Here is a 16,609-nt window from a genome sequence, read left to right on the forward strand (position 1 = left end):
GTCCTGCCGGGCGGCGACTCAGGAAGCCCTGGTCGGGCGGGTTTCCGGGGCGCCCGCCCAGGCCACCAGGCCCAGCACCGCGGTGAGCCCGGTGACGGCGAACGCCGCCTGGTAGGAGATCACGTCGGCGAGCACGCCGGCGATCAGCGGCCCGAGGATCGCGCCGAGGTCGGCCGACATCTGGAACGCCGCCAGCACCGGCCCGCCCTTGCCCTTGGCGCCGATGATGTCGGCGACCGCGGCGTTCTGCGCGGGGTTGAGGATGCCCGCTCCCATGCCCGCGATCAGCGATGCGACGAGGAACCACGGGACGGAGTCGGTGAAGCCCAGCGACGCGGTGGCCGCGCCGGAGACGGCGAGTCCGATGAGCACCAGCGGTTTGCGCCCGCGCCGGTCGGCGATCCGGCCCGACACCAGCAGCACCGCCGCGTTGCCGACCGCGAACACCGACAGCGCCACGCCCGCCATGGCCTGGGTGGAGCGCAGGATCTCGACCACGAACAGCGGGACCAGCGCGATCCGGACGCCGAAAACCGCCCAGCCGTTGCTGAAGTTGGACAGCATCGCGGCGCGGTAGGTGCGGTTGCGCAGCGCTTCGCGGACCGTCAGCGACTGGGTCTCCCCGGTGTCGGTCCGCGGCGCCGCCAGCGTCGACTTGCGCAGCATCAGCCAGCCGATGAAGGCGGCGATGAACAGCGCGGCGCCGTAGGTGACGAACGGCAGCCGCAGCGAGTAGCCGACCATCAGGCCGCCGATGATCGGCCCGGAGACGTTGCCCAGCAGGAAGCTCGTCGCCCACACGCCGGAGGCCTGGCCGCGCAGGTGCGGCGGCGCCAGCCGGACCAGCAGCGCCACCGCCGAGACGGTGAACATCGTCGAGCCGGTGCCACCCAACGCGCGGAACACCAGCAGCTGCCAGTAGGACCCGGCGAACGCGCAGGCCGCGGTGCTCAGCCCGACGATCGTGATGCCCCAGACGTAGATCGAGCGCTCGCCGAAGAACGACACCAGCCGTCCGCTGACCGGCGCGAAGGCCAGCCGCATCAGGGCGAACGCGCTGATCACGAAGGAGGCCGCGGTGACACCGACGTCGAAGCTGGTGGCGAAGGTCGGCAGCGCGGGCGCCACGATCCCCATGCCCACCGCGACGATGAAGCTGCCGATGACCAGGATCCAGATCTCCCGCGGCAGGGAGCCGATGCCGGTGCCCTCGGTGGTCTGCTCCGCCGTTGCCGAGCTGCTCGACACCGCTGCCCCTCTCAACATGTTTAGCCGAACTAACCGGAAGAGCCTGGTGCTCCCCGGGCCGATCCGCACAACCGGCTAACCGAACCCGAACTGTGCTCGCTTTATTCCGGCCGCGGCGGGGTTGTGACGAGCTCTGCCGTCTTGATCGCGCCAGAAGACCGTGCGCGTTCCGGGGCGCTGTGGCACCCTGCAACGCTCACAGCAGGTCGTCGATGCGGCGGGCGTAGGCCGTCACGCCGTAGACCACGTCGAATCCGCAGGCCTCGGCGAAGCGCTCGGCCGTGCCGCCTTCCTCGCTGTAGCCCGCCACCATCAGCGCACCGCGTTCGCGAAGCTCTTCGACGACCTCGGCGACCACTTCACCGCCGATGCCCCGGCGCCGCCGCCCGGGCCGCACGACCACCTGCTCCACCAGCCCGACCCGGCGCTCGACGAATCCCTGCGCGAAGCCCGCGATGCGGTCGGCGTCCTGGTCGTCGACGACGCGCAGGATGCTGCGCGGTTCGTCGAGGCGGTGCTCCAGGTGGCGCAGCAGCCTGCGCTCGCCCTCCTCGGAGAGCCCGGCGTCGTCGGCGATCAGGTCGACGATCCCGGGCAGATCCCGATCCTCGGCGGGCCGCGCCCAGCCGCGGACGTCCTGCCGCGTGCGGTGCAGCAGCGCGACGAGCTCCTCCACCGCGCGCCACCCGGCGTCGTCGGCGATGCCCTCGATCTCGGCGACCGTGGTCGGCGAGGCGAACACGACGGCTTCCGACCGCCCGGCCTCGGCGAAGACCTGCTCCAGGCTCAGCAGCGTCCCGGCGACCTCGGCGAGCGTCCCCCACAGCGCGCAGGCGTGGTTCGCGGCGGGCAGCGGGTTGTCCTGGTTGAGCACGACCGTGGCCGCGCCGACCCTGGTGCGCAGTCCGTAGCGCACGACGGCCGAGGCGAGTCGCGCGGTCTCGACCAGCCCGGCGAGATCGCGGGCCTGCCGCGGGTCGAGCAGTGCCTCGTCGTCAGGGTCGTGCAGTGGGTCCACACCCTCATTGTCCCCGGCCCGCCGCGCCCGCCCGCCGGGATGGCGGTTTCGCGCGAAATCGGCGCAGCGCGATGTCGGCGACCTGCGGCAGGATGGATCGATGTGAGCACTCCCACAGAACTCGCCGACGAACTGCTGACCGTCATGTTCGAGTCGGACCCGGTCAGCGCCACGCTGTACGGCTTCCACGACCGCGACGACGAGCTGCCCGACATCTCCGCGGCGGGCGAGCAGGCGTTCCGGGAGCGGGCCGACGACATCCGGGTGCGCGCGATGGCGGTGGACACCGCGCACGCCGACCTGGAGCAGCGGCTGACCATCGCGGTGGTGATCCAGCACGCGCAGGCCCTGATCGCCCAGTTCGACGCCCGCTCCCCCGAGTACACCGTGGTCGGGTCGCTGTTCGCACCGGTCGCCGGGCTGCTGTTCCACCTCGGACAGGTCTCGCCCGCCGATGCCCGGCAGGGCGCGGACTTCGTGGAGCGCCTGCGCCGCATCCCGGATTTCACGGCGGCCGCCGCGCAACGGCACCGGGAGGGCGTCGCGAGCGGCCGGGTGCCGGTCCGGGTGCTGGTCGACGACGCGGTCCGCCACCTCGACGACTACCTGGCCGCGCAGGACAGCGACCCGCTGCTGGTCCCGGAGCTGCACGACCCGGCGCTGGAGCAGGAGCGGAAGCGCGTGCTGACCGAGTCGGTGCACCCGGCGCTGCGCGAGTACCGGAACGCGCTCGCCACCGAGATCGCCCCGCACGCGCGCCCGGTCCAGCAACCCGGGCTGTGCTGGATCCCCGGCGGCCACGAGATCTACCAGCGGCTGGTGCGCGCGCACACCAGCACCGACCGCACTCCGCAGCAGCTGCACGACATCGGCCTGGCGCGGATCAAGGCGCTGCGCGCCGAACTCGCCGAGCTGGGCGCGAGGACCTGGGGCGAGCAGGATCCGGATGCGGTGCTGCACCGCCTGCGCACCGACCCCGAGCTGCGCTGGCGGGACGGCGAGGAGCTGCTGACGTCCGCCCGCGAAGCGGTCACCCGCGCGGAAGCGGCTGCGCCGCAGTGGTTCGAGACGCTGCCCGACCAGCCGTGCGAGGTGCGCCCGATGCCCGGCACCGCCACGGACAGCACGCCGATCGGCCTCTACAACGCCCCGGCGCTGGACGGCTCGCGGCCGGGCGTCTACTTCGCCAACACCGATCGCGCCGAGCAGCGGCAGCGCTTCAACTCCGAGGTGATCGCCTTCCACGAGGTCGTGCCCGGTCACCACATGCAGCTCAGCCTGGCGCAGCTGCGCACCGAGCTCCCGCTGCTGCGGCGGCTGATCGCGATCACCGCCTACGCCGAGGGCTGGGGCCTCTACACCGAGCGGCTGGCCGACGAGATGGGCCTGTACTCCGACGACGTGGCCCGGATGGGCATGGTCGCGCAGGACCTGCTGCGCGCCGCGCGGCTGGTGGTCGACACCGGGCTGCACGAGTTCGGCTGGAGCCGGCAGCGCGCGGTGGACTACCTGCTGGAGAACACCATCCTGCCGCAGCTGGAGGTCGACTCCGAGACCGACCGCTACATCTCCTTCCCGGCGCAGGCGCTGTCGTACCTGGTGGGCAAGCTGGAGATCGAGCGGGTCCGGCGCATCGCCGAGCAGCGCCTCGGCAAGGACTTCGACATCCGCGGCTTCCACCAGGCGATCCTGCGCCACGGCGCCCTGCCGATGTCCACATTGGACCTCTTGGTCACCGAGGAGCTCCACGCCCGGTGATCCCGGGCTGACGCGGAATCCACCGCGACGACCGGGGCGCCGGCCGGGCACTCAGTCCCGGCCGGCGCCCCGTCAGCGCATCACTCCGGACGCCAGTCGAACGGGAAGTGCTTGCTGGACCCGCCCCGGTAGGGCTGCGAGAAGTCGAATCCGGTCGCGTGGTCGTCGCTGACCACGCCCCAGGTCGCGATCTGCCCCGGCCCCACCTCCGCGCCCGGCGCGTTGATCAGCTGGACCCGCTGGTTCGGATCCGCCGTCGGGCCGGTGAGAGCCCGCGCTCCGACCTTCACCTTGCCGGGGATCTCGGCCTCCCAGTACGCCAGGTCGGCTGCCGCGTCGAACCGGATGGGCGCGTACTCGATCCCGCGCAGTTCAGCGATCAGGGATCCGAACTGCCCCGGCCAGCCGCCCTCCTGGCCCGTGAAGATCCGCTCGAGCGCGTGCCGCTGATCGGCGTCCGCCTTCGCGTCGATGTAGAACATCAGCTTCATCATGGCGTCGGGGTCCCCGACCCACATGTTCCCGGTGAACTCGCCGACGGCCACCACGCCGAGGCCGGACAGCTGCGTGTCGCCGTAGTGCCCCTCGTGCACCTGCCAGGCCAAGGTGAACAGGCAGGAGCCGTGGGTGGGCGCCTGCGCGAAGGTGCAGGGGCACGGAAGTCCGCAGCTGCACACGTCGAACCACTCACCGCGCAGGTGCCAGTCCCGCGTCGGAGCGGCGGTCCCGGCCACCTGCTCCTGCGCGGCCTCAAGAACCGACCGGACCACGCCGTGCTCGTCCGCGTCCGTCGAGTGGTCACACCCACGACCGCTGCCACACATCTCCACCACTCCCTCAACCCGAGTACCGATATACCCCCTCGGGGTATGGTGCGACCGTACAGATACCCCCTAGGGGTAGTCAACAGCTGATCTTCCCGGAGCCCGCCGAGCACCAACTCCGAAATCTGCCCGCGCCCACGACTTCTCCCGAGAAGGGCCCGCTTGACCAGCGCCTGCGACATCCAGGTGATGCACCACGAGCACGCCCGAAAGCGACACCCGACGCATTACTGTCGATACCGCGCGTGGTCGGCGCTCGGCTGCCGGCTTCCCAGCGGAGACAGGAGGCGCCGTGACCGGGACTTTCCACCACCGCCAGGAACGACTGCGCCGCGAAGCCGAAGCGGAGCTGCGCGACCGCCTGCTGCCGAGCTGGCAGCACCGGGTCCTGCAGCGGTTCGCCGTGGAGCACGGCAGCGGCTGGTACCCGCTGCTCAACCAGTTCGCCCCGCACACCCCGGCCAACCGCCCGGACGCGGTGCTGGTGGGTCCGCAAGGCGTGCTGGTGGTCCTGCTCCGCGACGCCGAACCGGAGTGGGAGGACACCCGGGCGGCCTTCGTCTGGACCGCGGAGCTGCTGGCCGGAGCGTCGACCGAGGCGGGCGCGGTGACTGAGGCGGTGGCCCGCACGGTGGTGGTGCACCCGGCCGACCACCGCGGTCGCAAGGGCCACAGCGGTGAGCACCTGGCCATCACCGAAGCGGAGCTGGACCGCGTCCTGCGGCACGGCGAACGACTGCTGGAACCGGCCGAAGCGCTGAGCATCGCCCGCCACCTGGACTGCAGGACGTTCGACCTGTCCCCGATCATGTGGCACCCGCGGCGCATCCCGCAGCAGCGAAAACCGGGCCAGGCCACGGGATCCGGCCTGTTCGAGGTGCCCGACCTGCGCCGCGAGCGGGTGGATCGCGCGCTGGAGCGGCCGTTCCGCGACTGGCGGATCTTCCTGGACGACACGCAGCTCGGCGCGGTGCGCCGCCGCTACTCCGGCCCGGCGCGCATCACCGGCCCGGCGGGCACCGGGAAGTCCGTGCTGGCCCTGCACCGGCTGGCCTACCTCTCCCGCCGCACGACCGGGAAGCTGCTGTTCACCACGCACCTGCGCACGCTGCCGCAGATCGCCGCCGAGCAGTTCCGCTCGCTGGCCCCGCACCTGGTCCAGCGCATCGAGTTCACCCACCTGCACGCCTGGGCCCGGGACTTCCTGGACCAGCGCGGACGTGCCGCCGACGTGGACGAGCAGCAGGTCGAGCAGGCCTTCGAAGCGGTCTGGCAGCGCGCGGAGCTGACCGCCCCGCTGCGCGGTTTCCGCAATTCCCGCAGCTACTGGAAGGACGAGATCAACCGGGTCATCAAGGGGCGCGGGATCAGCGCGCTGGAGACCTACCAGCACGTGCCGCGCAAGGGCCGCGGCCGTCCGCTGCCCGCCGAACTCCGCGCCCGCGTCTGGCAGTTCTACTGCGAGTACGAGCGGGAGCTGTCCGAACGCGACGCCTTCGACCACAACGACGTGCTGATGCGCGCGCTGTCCGAGCTGGACCGCAGGCCGCTGCCCCGCCAGTACGCGGCGGTGGTCGTCGACGAGGTCCAGGACCTGACGCTGATCGGCCTGCGCCTGGTGCACGCCATCAGCGGCGACGGCCCCGACCAGCTGCTGCTCGTCGGCGACGGCCAGCAGCAGGTGTACCCGGGCGGCTGGCGGCTGTCCGAGGCCGGGATCTCGTTGCAGGGCAGGGGCGAGATCCTGCGCCGCAACTACCGGAACCGGGCGGCGATCCTCCAGCAGGCGGGCGAGCTCGACGCGATCAACCGCTTCGACGACCTCGACGGCGGCCCGACGGTGACGCTGCGCTCGGCGTTACCGGTCCTGCGCGGCGGGAACGTGGTGCACTGGCAGGGCGAAGACCAGGAGGAGGCGCTGATCGCCGCGCTCCGCGAGCTCGACGAGGACACCGACACCGCGATCCTCACCCGCACCAACGGAGCGGCCCAGCACTGGGACCAGGTGCTCCGCGAAGCGGGCTTCACCGTCCGCGCCCTGGACCGCTGGAACGGCCGCACCTCCGGCCCGATCCACATCGGCACAGTGCACCGCGCCAAGGGAACGGAGTTCCGGGCGGTCTTCCTCCCCGACGAGCGCACCCGGTCGCACGACCACCGGGACGAGATCGAAGCGGCGAACCGACACCGGCTGGTGGCCCGGACCAGGGCCCGCGACCACCTCTGGATCGCCACCCTCACCGGCTGAAGCCGGCGATCATCGCGTCGAGCGCGAAGTCGAAGCGCGACCGGGCACCGGCCCGGTCGCTGGCCCTGGCCGCCGCTTCGGACAGCAGCGGAAACCGATCCGGGTCCACATCGGACAGGTGGCGGACCTGTTCGGACGGTTCCACCCGGCTGTCGGCCTCCGTCACCACCTGCCCGACGACGAAGCCGGCCAGCGAGAACAGCACGTCCAGCCCGACCTCCAGCGGGAACCCGGCGTCGCGCAGCGTCCTCAGCACGCCCTCCATGATCTCCAGGTTGCGCGAGGTCACCGCGGGCCTGGACACCACCAGCGGGATGGCGTTCGGGTGCGCCAGCAGCGCGTCCCGCAGCGCGTGCGCGTAGTTGCGCAGGTCCACCTGCCACGAGCCGCTGCTCACCTGCGGCGCGGCCGCTTCGGCGAGCAGCTGCTCGACCAGCCCGTCCAGCAGGGCGTCCTTGTTGGCCACGTAGTGGTAGAGGGTCATCGCCTCCACGCCGAGCTCGGCGCCGAGCCGCCGCATCGACAGCACCTTCAGGCCCTCGGCGTCGACGAGCGCCAGCGCCGCTCCGAGCACGTCCTGCCGGGTCAGCCCGGCGCGCTGACCACGTGTGCGACTGGTGGACATGTGCGGTCCCGCCTCTCCGCGATTTTCAGCGGTGGTTGCGCTCGGGGCCGTTCTCGCGTTGTGCGGTTTCTTGCGGCTGGGTTGCATCACGGTCCCCTGAGGTGCGGTTGAGCAGGACTCCGGTTGACACGAGGGGTGTCATGGCCATCTCCGTGCGATTGCAATTCTTACGGCGTAAGTCTACGGTAGACGCAGAAACTTACAACGTAAGAATCATGGAGAAGAACCGATGTCCGCCCCTGCACTGCCCGAAACCGGAAAAGCCGTCCGCGTCATGTACGTCGGACTGGCGCTCACGGCGCTCGCCGCACTGGCACCGCTGATCGACGTGGCGACCGTGGACAGCCTCGGCGACCACGTGCGCAGCGCCTACCCGAACTGGCCCGACGACCTGATCGCGACCGACCGCAACGCGATAGCCGGCTACCTGGCGGTGATCGGCGTGCTCGGCATCGCGGGATGGGTGTGGTCGATCATCGGCGCCCGGAAGCACGCCCGCTGGGCGCGCGTGGTCAGCACGATCATGTTCGCGCTGGGAGCTTCCGCCGCGCTGCTCAACCTGTCGCTCTCCGGCGGCGCGTACACCAACGTCGTCCCACCGCTCCACAGCGCGCTCGGAGCGCTCCCCGCCCTAGCAGGCCTGGCCGCGGTGTTCCTGCTCTGGAAGCGATGACACCTCAGCCCCGCGGGGCGGCGAGCCGCGCGATGGCGCCGACGTCGGCCGCGTCCAGCGAACCCCACCGCTCGGCGACCGCTTCGGAGAACGCCGCACGGATCTGCCCGCCCAGAGCCGCACCTTCCGCGGTGAGCGAGAGGCGGGCGACGCGGCGGTCGTTGCGGTCGGCCGCCCGGGACAGCAGTTCGCGGCGCTCGAGGCGGTCGACCATGCCGCGATCAGCCCTGGTCACCGGGAGCTCGCGCGCGGCATCGGCCGCCATCGCCGAGCGCGTCGGCGCGGACGGCCTGAGCGTGGTGGTCAACTACCGATCGGACCGGGCCGCCGCCGGAGAGCTCGTCGCCGGGATCGAAGCGGGCGGCGGCCGAGCCGTCGCGGCGCAGGCCGACGTCACCGACCCGGCGCAGCTGCGCGCCCTGTTCGACTTCGCGGAGCAGCAGTTCGGCGGCCTCGACGTGCTGGTCAACAACGTCGGCACGGCCCGCTTCGCACCGATCGCCGAATCGACCGACGCGGACTACGACCTGCTGTTCGGCACCAACACCCGGACCGCCTTCACCGCCCTCCGCGAAGCGGCCAACCGCCTGCGCGACGGCGGCCGCATCGTGGCGATCTCCAGCGGTGTCACCGCGAACCACCGCCCCGGCACGGGCCTGTACGGCGCGGCGAAGGCGGCTGTCGACCAGCTCGTCCGAGTCCTCGCCAGGGAGCTCGGGCCGCGCGGCATCACGGTGAACAGCGTGCGCCCCGGCGCCACCCGAACCGACGCGCTGCTGGAACTGCAACCCGAGGAGGCGTTGCAGCGGATGGCCGCCGAAACCCCGCTGGGCCGAATCGGCGAACCTGCCGACATCGCGGACCTCACCGCGTTCCTGGTCTCCGACGACGCACGCTGGATCACCGGCCAGATCATCAACGCGGGCGGCGGCAACTTCTGATCAGCCGTACCCGCATCCGGTCGGGCCCGGGGTTCAATTCGGGGTTTTCTCCGGGATTCGCTGGATCTGCCCCGCCCGCGCGTGCCGGAACCTCGTGGGCATGGCGAGGACGAGCTCTCAGCGCTGGCGGCAGGCTGTCGTCTGGCTGCACGTGATCACATCGGTCGGTTGGATGGCCCAGGCGCTGGTGCTCTTCGCCCTGCTGACGACGAGCTTCACCAGCAGCGATCCGTCGGTCCGGGTGGCCGCGACGTCGATGGCGCACGTGGTGGACGTGAGTCTGCTCGGCCCGTTCGCGAACGCTTCCGCGTTCACCGGATTCATGCTCTCCGCCTCCACCGCCTGGGGTTTCTTCCGCAACTGGTGGGTGCTGGCGAAGTTCGCGATCACCGTCGTCCAGCTCTACGCGGGAATCTTCCTCCTCTCCCGCGCACTGCAGGACTCGGTCGCCGAAGCCGCGACCGGCCGCCCCGCGCCGACGCTCGCACTGCTGGTCGGCACGGCTCTGATGGCCTCGGCGATCGCCTTCCAGGCGTGGCTCTCGATCGCCAAGCCCTGGCGCCGGACCCCGTGGGCGACGACCCGGAAACCTCCGACCGCCACCAACGGCATGCTCGCCGCAGCGGTGGCGGCCGTGCTGATCGACTTCGCCACCGGTCTCGTCCTCGGCTTCCCCTCCCCGTTCTGCCAACTCCTCGTCCTGGCAGCTCAACTCGTCATCCGGCAACGAGAACTGCGCACCGAAGCGCTCCGCGCCGCAGCCTAGGACGGCTCGCCCGTGGGCAGCCGGTTGGCGTAGATCGCGATGCTGCCGACCAGCAGCAGGACGACCATGGACAGCAGCCCGATCACCGTGCTTCCCGTGGCGTCCTTGACGAAGCCGATGAGCGTCGGGCTCACGAATCCGCCGAGCAGGCCGATGCTGTTGATCAGCGCGATGCCCCCCGCCGCGGCGGTGCCCTTCAGGTATGCCGCGGGCATCGACCAGAACACCGTGTAGGAAGCCCACATGCACGCCGTCGCGACGACGATCGCGATGAGCGACACGGCGAAGTTGCTCGCCGTGAACGCCGCGACCGCGAGTGCGGCGGCGCTGATCAGCGCGGTCACCGAGCTGTGCAGGCGCCGCTCGCCGGTGCGGTCCGACCGCCGACCCAGCACGATCATCAGCACGATGGCGAACGCGTACGGCAGCGCCGAGTACAGGCCGATGGTCACGGTGTCGGTGAGACCGTTCTCCTGCAGGATCGTCGGCAACCAGAAGCTCACCGCGTACAGGCCGCTGATCAGGCAGAAGTAGCCGAGCGCCAGCAGGTACACGCGCGGATCCCGCAGCACCTGGCGGAAGCTGTGCTGGCCCTTGTCCCGGTCCACCGCGAGATCCCGCCGCAGCAGTTCCCGCTCGTCCGCGCTGAGCCACTTCGCCTGTTCCGGCGTGTCCGCCAACGTCTTCCAGACGACGAGTCCGAGCGCCACGCACGGCAGCCCCTCCAGCAGGAACATCCACTGCCAGCCGTGCAGCCCGGCGACGCCGTCGAAGTTGGTGATCAGCCAGGACGAGACCGGCCCGCCCAGCATCGAACCGATCGGCCCGGGCAGCATCAGCAGCCCCATCGCCGCCGCCATCCGCGCCGGCGGGAACCAGTAGGTGAGGTAGAAGATGATGCCGGGCGCGAAACCCGCCTCGAACACGCCGAGCAGGAAGCGCAGCACGTAGAAGGTCATCGCGTCGCTGACGAACATCATCGCGGCCGAGGTGAGGCCCCAGAGCACCATGATGCGGAAGATGGTCTTGCGGGTGCCGATCTTGGCCAGCAGCAGGTTGCTGGGCACCTCGAAGATCACGTAGCCGAGGAAGAAGATCCCGGCGGCCAGCCCGTAGACGGCCTCGCTGATCCCGACGTCGGCCTGCATGTGCAGCTTGGCGAACCCGATGTTCACCCGGTCCAGGTAGGCGAAGGTGTAGCAGAGGATGAGCAGCGGCAAGATCCGCCAGCTCACCCGCCGGTAGAGGGCATCGGCTGCCGCAGCGGTCTGGGTCATGTCTCGTCCGCCTCTCCGCGATTTTCAGTGGTGGTCGCGCCCGGGATCGATCTCGCGTTGCGCGGGTTCTCGTGGCTGGGTTGCATCGCGGTCCCCTGAGGTGCGGTCGGGCAGAACTCGGGTTGACACATGGGGTGTCATGTCTGCTCCATCAGTCGCGATGGCGGCCGAAGACCGGTTCACCCGGCAGCCGGTCGAGTTGGATCTGCGCATCGCGGACCACGAAGGTCCCGCCCACCAGCAGGTGGTCGACGCCGGTGGAGGTCAGCACCCGCGTTCCGGTGGCGGGGCTGGCGATGGTGCCGGGGTCGAAGACCACGACGTCGGCGTCGGCACCGACCTGGATCCGCCCCTTGCGGCGCATCGCGGGTGCCGCCGGTTCCAAGATCCGCGCCGGGAGCAGCGTGCACCGCCGCACCGCCTCCGCCAGCGACAGCACCCCGAGCTCCCGGACCAGCCAGCCGAACGTGCGGGCGTAGCAGCCGACGCTGCGCGGGTGGGTGTGCACGCCGTCGGCGACCGGCCAGGTGTCGCCGTCCTGGCCCACCAGCGGCACCGCGTCCGAAGCGATCGCCGTGTCGGTGAACAGCAGGGACCGTTGCAACGTGGAGAGATCCGCCGGGTCGGATTCGTCCAGCCAGTCGAAGAGGATCAGCGCGCCGGGGTCCTGCTCGCGCAGCTCGGCGAGCCGCGCTGCGTCGGCGATCCGCTCCCCGGTGGCGACGCGCAAGATGTTCCGCGGCTGCATCCCGAGCCGGTGCAGCTTCTCCGGGGCGAGGAACGCCGCACCGATCACGGTCGACGCCGAACCGTACGGGTAGGCCTCCGTGGTGACCTGCACGCCGTAGCCCCGGGCCCGCTCCACCGCGCCCGCGACGTCGTCGATCATCCGGTTCGACGTGCTGTTGATGTGGCACATGTGCATGTGCGCGCCGGTCCCCGCGGCCGCCGCGATCACCTCCAGCGCTCCCTCCAGCGAGGTTCCCGGTTCCTCGGTGGAGATGAACCGGGTGTGCGTGAAGGTCGGCACGCCGAGCCGGGCGGCCAGCGAGGCGACCGCGAAGTACTCGTCCCGCCCGGAGTCCGGCGCGTAGCCGACCAGCATCCCGATGCCCAGCGCACCGCTGCGCACCTGCTCTTCCAGCAGGTCCAGCACCCGCGCCAGATCCCGTGCGCCGACCGGGCGGCGCCAGTTCGGCGCGCCCTGGTACTTCGCGAACACGTCGAACGACGCCCCCGGTTCGGCGCCGTCGAGCAGGTGCATCCGCGCCAGCGCCCAACCGGCCGAGAACCCGAAGTTGATGGGCCGTCCCTCAGCGGCGGCTTCGGCGTAGGCGGTGCGCACCGGCAGCGCGCCCGCTTCCAGCTCCAGCGCGGTGGTGACGCCGTCCATGGCCTGCAACCGGAGCCCGGTCACCGTCTGCGCGTGGCTGTGCAGGTCGATGAAGCCCGGCGCGAGCACGCGGCCGGAGACGTCGACGACGGTGTTCCCGGTCAGCCGGTCGGTGGTGACCGCACCGATGCGCCGACCGTCGATGCCGACGTTGCGCACCCCGTCGAGCCCGGTCTCCGGGTCGATGACCCGGGCCCCGGACAGCACCAGGTCGAAGTGTTGTGGCTCGCACATGCGAAGCAGCGTCGGAGAAACCTCACCACAAGCCGCCCGGAACGATGGATTTCCCCGTTCCGGGCGGCTTGGATGTCCGATAACGACACCGGAGGGCACCGTGCTGGACGAAGTGGACCTCGCGCTGGTCGACGCGCTGCAGATCAACCCGCGGGCCAGCTGGACCGCGCTGGCCGAAGTCCTGGAACTGGCCCCGATCACCCTCGCCCGCCGCTGGCAACGTCTGACCGCCGCCGGAGCGGCTTGGACCACGGTGGCGCTGGGCAACAGCGCTTCGCGGGGCGCGACCGTCGAATTCGCCTGCGGGCCTGGCACCGCGACGCAGGTCGCCGACCAGCTGGCGGAGCTGCCGCACGTGATCACCGTCGGCATCACCACCGGCGAGTACCAGGTATTCGCGCTGATCATGGCGCCGTCCTGGGCGGCGATCTCCGACGTGCTGCTGCGGACGCTGCCGATGCCCCCGCAGGTCACCGAGGTCCGCAGCCACGTCTTCGGCAGCACCTTCGGCGGCGTCATCTGGCGCCTGGGCGTGATGAACCGCAGCCAGGCCGACCAGGTCCGCGAGCAGATCGGCCCGCCACCGCGGGAGTTCCGGCCGTTCGGCGCCGAGGACCGCGCCCTGTTCCTGGCCCTCGGCCACGACGGTCGCCGCAGCTACACCGACCTGGCCGCGGAGCTGAACTCCTCACCGCAAGCCGTCAAACGCCGCCTGGACCGCCTCCGCCGCCACGGCGACATCGCGTTCCGCTGCGACGTGGCCCGGCCGCTGGCGGGCTGGCACGGCATGGCCCTGCTCTGGCTGACCGTCCCGGACACCGAGGTCCACCAGGTCGGCCGAGCGGTCGGGGCCTGGCCGGAAACCCGCCACTGCGCAGCGGTGATCAGCCCGGCGAACCTGGGCCTGATCGTCGGCCTCCGCTCGCTGCACCACCTCGACGACCTGCTGCTCCGCCTGGCCGAGGAGCACCCGAGCGCAGCGGTCGTGGACCGGAAGCTGGTCCTGCGGATGACGAAGGTCCACGGACGGATCCTCGACGACCAGGGCAGGAGCACCCGGGTGATCCCGGTGGATCCCTGGGCCGCGATACCGCCCGGCTGACCCGCCACTCCTTCCGGCTTTGCTGTGACGGAGCGCACACCGCGGAGCGGCTGTTCCGGGTCGACAACCCAGTACGGTCCGGCTGTTGCTCGATCGTTCCGTGCACCCCGCCCGGCGGATTCGCGCTCCGCACCCCGGTGATCACGGCGGCGCCTGCGCAACGTGACGAAGCGAGCGGTGGCTCGACCGAGGCGCTGAGGCGTGGCGGATCGCTGACCAACGAGAAGAAGGAGTGGGCGTGTTCGACACCTCCGACGACGTCGGCGCACGACTGTCCGCAGTGGACTACCTGGCCGGGTCGGCCACCGCCACGACGGTGTTCCTGGCCGGCAGGCTCGGCAAACCGCTGCTGATCGAGGGTCCCGCCGGGGTGGGCAAGACCGGGCTGGCGCAGGCGGTCGCCGCAGCCACCGGCGCGGAGCTGATCCGGTTGCAGTGCTACGAGGGCCTGGACGAGAGCCGCGCCCTGTACGAGTGGAACTACGCCACGCAGCTGCTGCGGATCCAGGCCGGGCAGGATGCGGACTGGCAGCACACCCGCGCCGACATCTTCACCCCGGAGTTCCTGCTGGAGCGCCCGCTGCTGGCGGCGATCCGCCGCGAGGGGCCGACCGTGCTGCTCATCGACGAGGTGGACAAGGCGGACCTGGAGTTCGAGGCGCTGCTGCTGGAGGTGCTGTCGGACTTCCAGATCACCGTGCCCGAGCTGGGCACCGTGCGGGCCCGGCACCGGCCGTTCGTGGTGCTGACCTCCAACGCCGCCCGCGAGCTCTCCGAAGCGCTCAAGCGGCGCTGCCTGTACCTGCACATGGACTACCCCACCCCGGAGCGGGAGCGGGACATCGTGCTCACCCACGTTCCCGCGCTGGGCGAGCAGCTGGCGGGCAAGCTCACCGAGGTCGCGGCCGCGCTGCGGAACCTGGAGCTGACCAAGGCACCGTCGATCGCCGAGACCATCGACTGGGCCCGCTCGTTGCTGGCCCTCGGCATCGACGACCTCAACGACCCGGCGCTGGAGGCGACGCTCGGGGTGGTGCTCAAACACCCCGGCGACCACGAGCGCGCCCTCGCCGCGCTGGAGCTGCGCGGACGATGAGCCTGCTGGACCGGCACACCGACTTCCTCGCCGCGCTGCGCGCGCACGGCATCGCGGCCTCCACCGCCGAGGGCATCGACGCCGCCCGCGCCCTGGGCGTCGTCGACCTCCTCGACCGCGAGGCGGTGCGGGTCGCCTACGCGGCCACGCTGATCAAGCGCCACAACGACGTCGCGGTCTTCAACGCCCTGTTCGACCTGTGGTTCCCGCCCGCCATCGGCGACGGCCGCACCACCGACACCGACGGCGCGGCGGTCGACCTCGAAGTGGAGGTCACCGGCGCCCACGGCACGTCCCCCGAACTCCACGCCATGCGCACCGAACTCGCCCAAGCGCTGTTCGACGGCGACAACACCGCACTCGTCCAGATCGCCCGCCGCGCCCTCGCCCGCTACGGCAGCTCCCCCGGCGCGGGCGCGAATCCCGGCTCGTGGTCACCGCGCGCCGCACTGGAACAACTGGATCCGACCACGCTGCTGGCCGGTCTGATCCGCACCGCGGAGGGGCAGGCGCGGCCCCGCAACACCACCGGCGCCGCGGCCCGATCCCGCTTCACCCGCCGCATCGGCCAGTTCGAGCAACTCGTCACCGCCGAGGCCCACCGGCGCATCGCCGAGCAGAAGGGTGAGCACTACGTCGCCGACAACCTGACCGCGCCCACGCTGGACCAGGTTCCGTTCCTGGGGGCCTCGCAAGCCGAGCTGGCGGCGATCCGCCGGGCGATCCGCCCGCTGGCCCGGCAGCTCGCCACCCGCATCCACCGCGAGCGCCGCCACGGCACCCGCAGCGGGACGCTGGACTTCCGCCGCACCCTGCGGTCCGCGCTGGCCACCGGCGGCGTCCCGATCGCACCCCGCTACCGGCCGCGCCGGCCGCACAAACCGGAACTCGTCGTCCTGTGCGACGTCTCCTCCTCGGTGGCGAACTTCGCGCACTTCGCCCTGCTGCTGGTGCACGCGCTGCACGAGGTCTTCTCCCGCACCCGGGTGTTCGCCTTCGTCCGCGATGTCCACGAGGTGACCGAGCACCTCCGCCGCGGCCGCGACGCCGCCGAGTCCCTGGCCGAAGTCCGCCGCGCCACCCTCCAGTTCCCGGGCACCGGCACCGATCACGGCCGGGTGTTCGCGGAGTTCGCCGCCGACCACGCCCACGTGCTCACCTCGCGCACCGTCCTGCTCGTCCTCGGCGACGCCCGCAACAACAACTACGACCCGGCGCTCGAAGTCCTGGCCGGCTTGACCGACCGGTGCCGGCGAACCCTGTGGCTGAACCCGGAACCCCGCGCGAACTGGGGAACCGGCGACTCCGCCGCGCTCGCCTACGAGGAGATCGTCGAGATGGCCGAGTGCCGGAACCTCGCCCAGCTGACCGACCTCGTGCGAAACCTGGACCGGCGATGACTCCGC

General features: G+C 71.4%; 15 protein-coding genes. 8 read left to right on the forward strand and 7 right to left on the reverse strand.

Going from position 1 to position 16,609, the window contains the following annotated elements; all coding sequences use genetic code 11:
- Window positions 1-18 precede the first annotated feature (18 nt).
- Window positions 19-1,248 (reverse strand): MFS transporter, encoded by a 1,230-nt coding sequence (locus ATL45_RS07255; RefSeq protein WP_246025206.1) that lies wholly within the window; start codon window positions 1,246-1,248, stop codon window positions 19-21.
- 196 nt (window positions 1,249-1,444) lie between these two features.
- The gene (locus tag ATL45_RS07260; RefSeq protein ID WP_093153275.1) at window positions 1,445-2,266 is read right to left on the reverse strand and encodes a GNAT family N-acetyltransferase; all 822 of its coding nucleotides are present in this window, start codon (window positions 2,264-2,266) and stop codon (window positions 1,445-1,447) included.
- A 102-nt stretch (window positions 2,267-2,368) separates the two neighbouring features.
- Here ATL45_RS07260 and ATL45_RS07265 point away from each other — a divergent pair, with 102 nt between their 5' ends.
- Window positions 2,369-4,024, forward strand: a complete 1,656-nt coding sequence (locus ATL45_RS07265; protein WP_093153272.1) for a DUF885 domain-containing protein — start codon at window positions 2,369-2,371, stop codon at window positions 4,022-4,024.
- An 80-nt stretch (window positions 4,025-4,104) separates the two neighbouring features.
- Here ATL45_RS07265 and ATL45_RS07270 read toward each other — a convergent pair whose 3' ends face one another.
- Window positions 4,105-4,794, reverse strand: coding sequence for a DUF1326 domain-containing protein (locus tag ATL45_RS07270; protein WP_246025207.1), 690 nt, complete (start codon window positions 4,792-4,794; stop codon window positions 4,105-4,107).
- Window positions 4,795-5,140: 346 nt separating this feature from the next.
- On the opposite strand from ATL45_RS07270, the gene ATL45_RS07275 reads away from it, so the two are divergent.
- The gene (locus ATL45_RS07275) at window positions 5,141-7,096 is read left to right on the forward strand and encodes a UvrD-helicase domain-containing protein (RefSeq protein ID WP_093153269.1); all 1,956 of its coding nucleotides are present in this window, start codon (window positions 5,141-5,143) and stop codon (window positions 7,094-7,096) included.
- On the opposite strand, the gene ATL45_RS07280 is transcribed toward ATL45_RS07275, so the two are convergent.
- Complete coding sequence (locus tag ATL45_RS07280; protein ID WP_093153266.1) at window positions 7,086-7,721, reverse strand: TetR/AcrR family transcriptional regulator C-terminal domain-containing protein; 636 nt, start codon at window positions 7,719-7,721, stop codon at window positions 7,086-7,088. The genes ATL45_RS07275 and ATL45_RS07280 overlap by 11 nt on opposite strands.
- Before the next feature lie 229 nt (window positions 7,722-7,950).
- On the opposite strand from ATL45_RS07280, the gene ATL45_RS07285 reads away from it, so the two are divergent.
- Window positions 7,951-8,394 carry a hypothetical protein gene (locus ATL45_RS07285; protein ID WP_093153263.1) on the forward strand — a complete coding sequence of 148 codons (444 nt, stop codon included), beginning with the start codon at window positions 7,951-7,953 and terminating at the stop codon, window positions 8,392-8,394.
- 4 nt (window positions 8,395-8,398) lie between these two features.
- Here ATL45_RS07285 and ATL45_RS07290 read toward each other — a convergent pair whose 3' ends face one another.
- Window positions 8,399-8,608 (reverse strand): helix-turn-helix domain-containing protein, encoded by a 210-nt coding sequence (locus ATL45_RS07290; protein WP_093153260.1) that lies wholly within the window; start codon window positions 8,606-8,608, stop codon window positions 8,399-8,401.
- On the opposite strand from ATL45_RS07290, the gene ATL45_RS07295 reads away from it, so the two are divergent.
- On the forward strand, window positions 8,607-9,335 hold the full coding sequence (locus tag ATL45_RS07295; protein WP_093153258.1) for an SDR family oxidoreductase: 729 nt from the start codon (window positions 8,607-8,609) through the stop codon (window positions 9,333-9,335). The two genes, ATL45_RS07290 and ATL45_RS07295, sit on opposite strands and share 2 nt — an antisense overlap.
- Before the next feature lie 100 nt (window positions 9,336-9,435).
- A complete protein-coding gene (locus tag ATL45_RS07300; RefSeq protein ID WP_093153255.1) occupies window positions 9,436-10,101 on the forward strand; it encodes a hypothetical protein in 666 nt (221 codons plus the stop codon).
- On the opposite strand, the gene ATL45_RS07305 is transcribed toward ATL45_RS07300, so the two are convergent.
- Window positions 10,098-11,378 (reverse strand): MFS transporter, encoded by a 1,281-nt coding sequence (locus tag ATL45_RS07305; RefSeq protein WP_093153253.1) that lies wholly within the window; start codon window positions 11,376-11,378, stop codon window positions 10,098-10,100. The genes ATL45_RS07300 and ATL45_RS07305 overlap by 4 nt on opposite strands.
- 151 nt (window positions 11,379-11,529) lie before the next feature.
- Complete coding sequence (locus tag ATL45_RS07310; RefSeq protein WP_093153250.1) at window positions 11,530-13,005, reverse strand: amidohydrolase family protein; 1,476 nt, start codon at window positions 13,003-13,005, stop codon at window positions 11,530-11,532.
- A gap of 100 nt (window positions 13,006-13,105) precedes the next feature.
- Here ATL45_RS07310 and ATL45_RS07315 point away from each other — a divergent pair, with 100 nt between their 5' ends.
- The 3 genes from ATL45_RS07315 (at window position 13,106) to ATL45_RS07325 (ending at window position 16,603) form a co-directional block, all read left to right on the forward strand.
- On the forward strand, window positions 13,106-14,107 hold the full coding sequence (locus ATL45_RS07315; RefSeq protein WP_093153248.1) for an Lrp/AsnC family transcriptional regulator: 1,002 nt from the start codon (window positions 13,106-13,108) through the stop codon (window positions 14,105-14,107).
- A gap of 238 nt (window positions 14,108-14,345) precedes the next feature.
- Window positions 14,346-15,203 carry an AAA family ATPase gene (locus ATL45_RS07320; RefSeq protein WP_093153524.1) on the forward strand — a complete coding sequence of 286 codons (858 nt, stop codon included), beginning with the start codon at window positions 14,346-14,348 and terminating at the stop codon, window positions 15,201-15,203.
- Window positions 15,200-16,603, forward strand: coding sequence for a vWA domain-containing protein (locus tag ATL45_RS07325; protein WP_093153245.1), 1,404 nt, complete (start codon window positions 15,200-15,202; stop codon window positions 16,601-16,603). The genes ATL45_RS07320 and ATL45_RS07325 overlap by 4 nt, the downstream gene beginning before the upstream one ends.
- Window positions 16,604-16,609 lie beyond the last annotated feature (6 nt).

The sequence above is a fragment of the Saccharopolyspora antimicrobica genome (assembly GCF_003635025.1).
Classification (GTDB): Bacteria; Actinomycetota; Actinomycetes; order Mycobacteriales; family Pseudonocardiaceae; genus Saccharopolyspora; species Saccharopolyspora antimicrobica.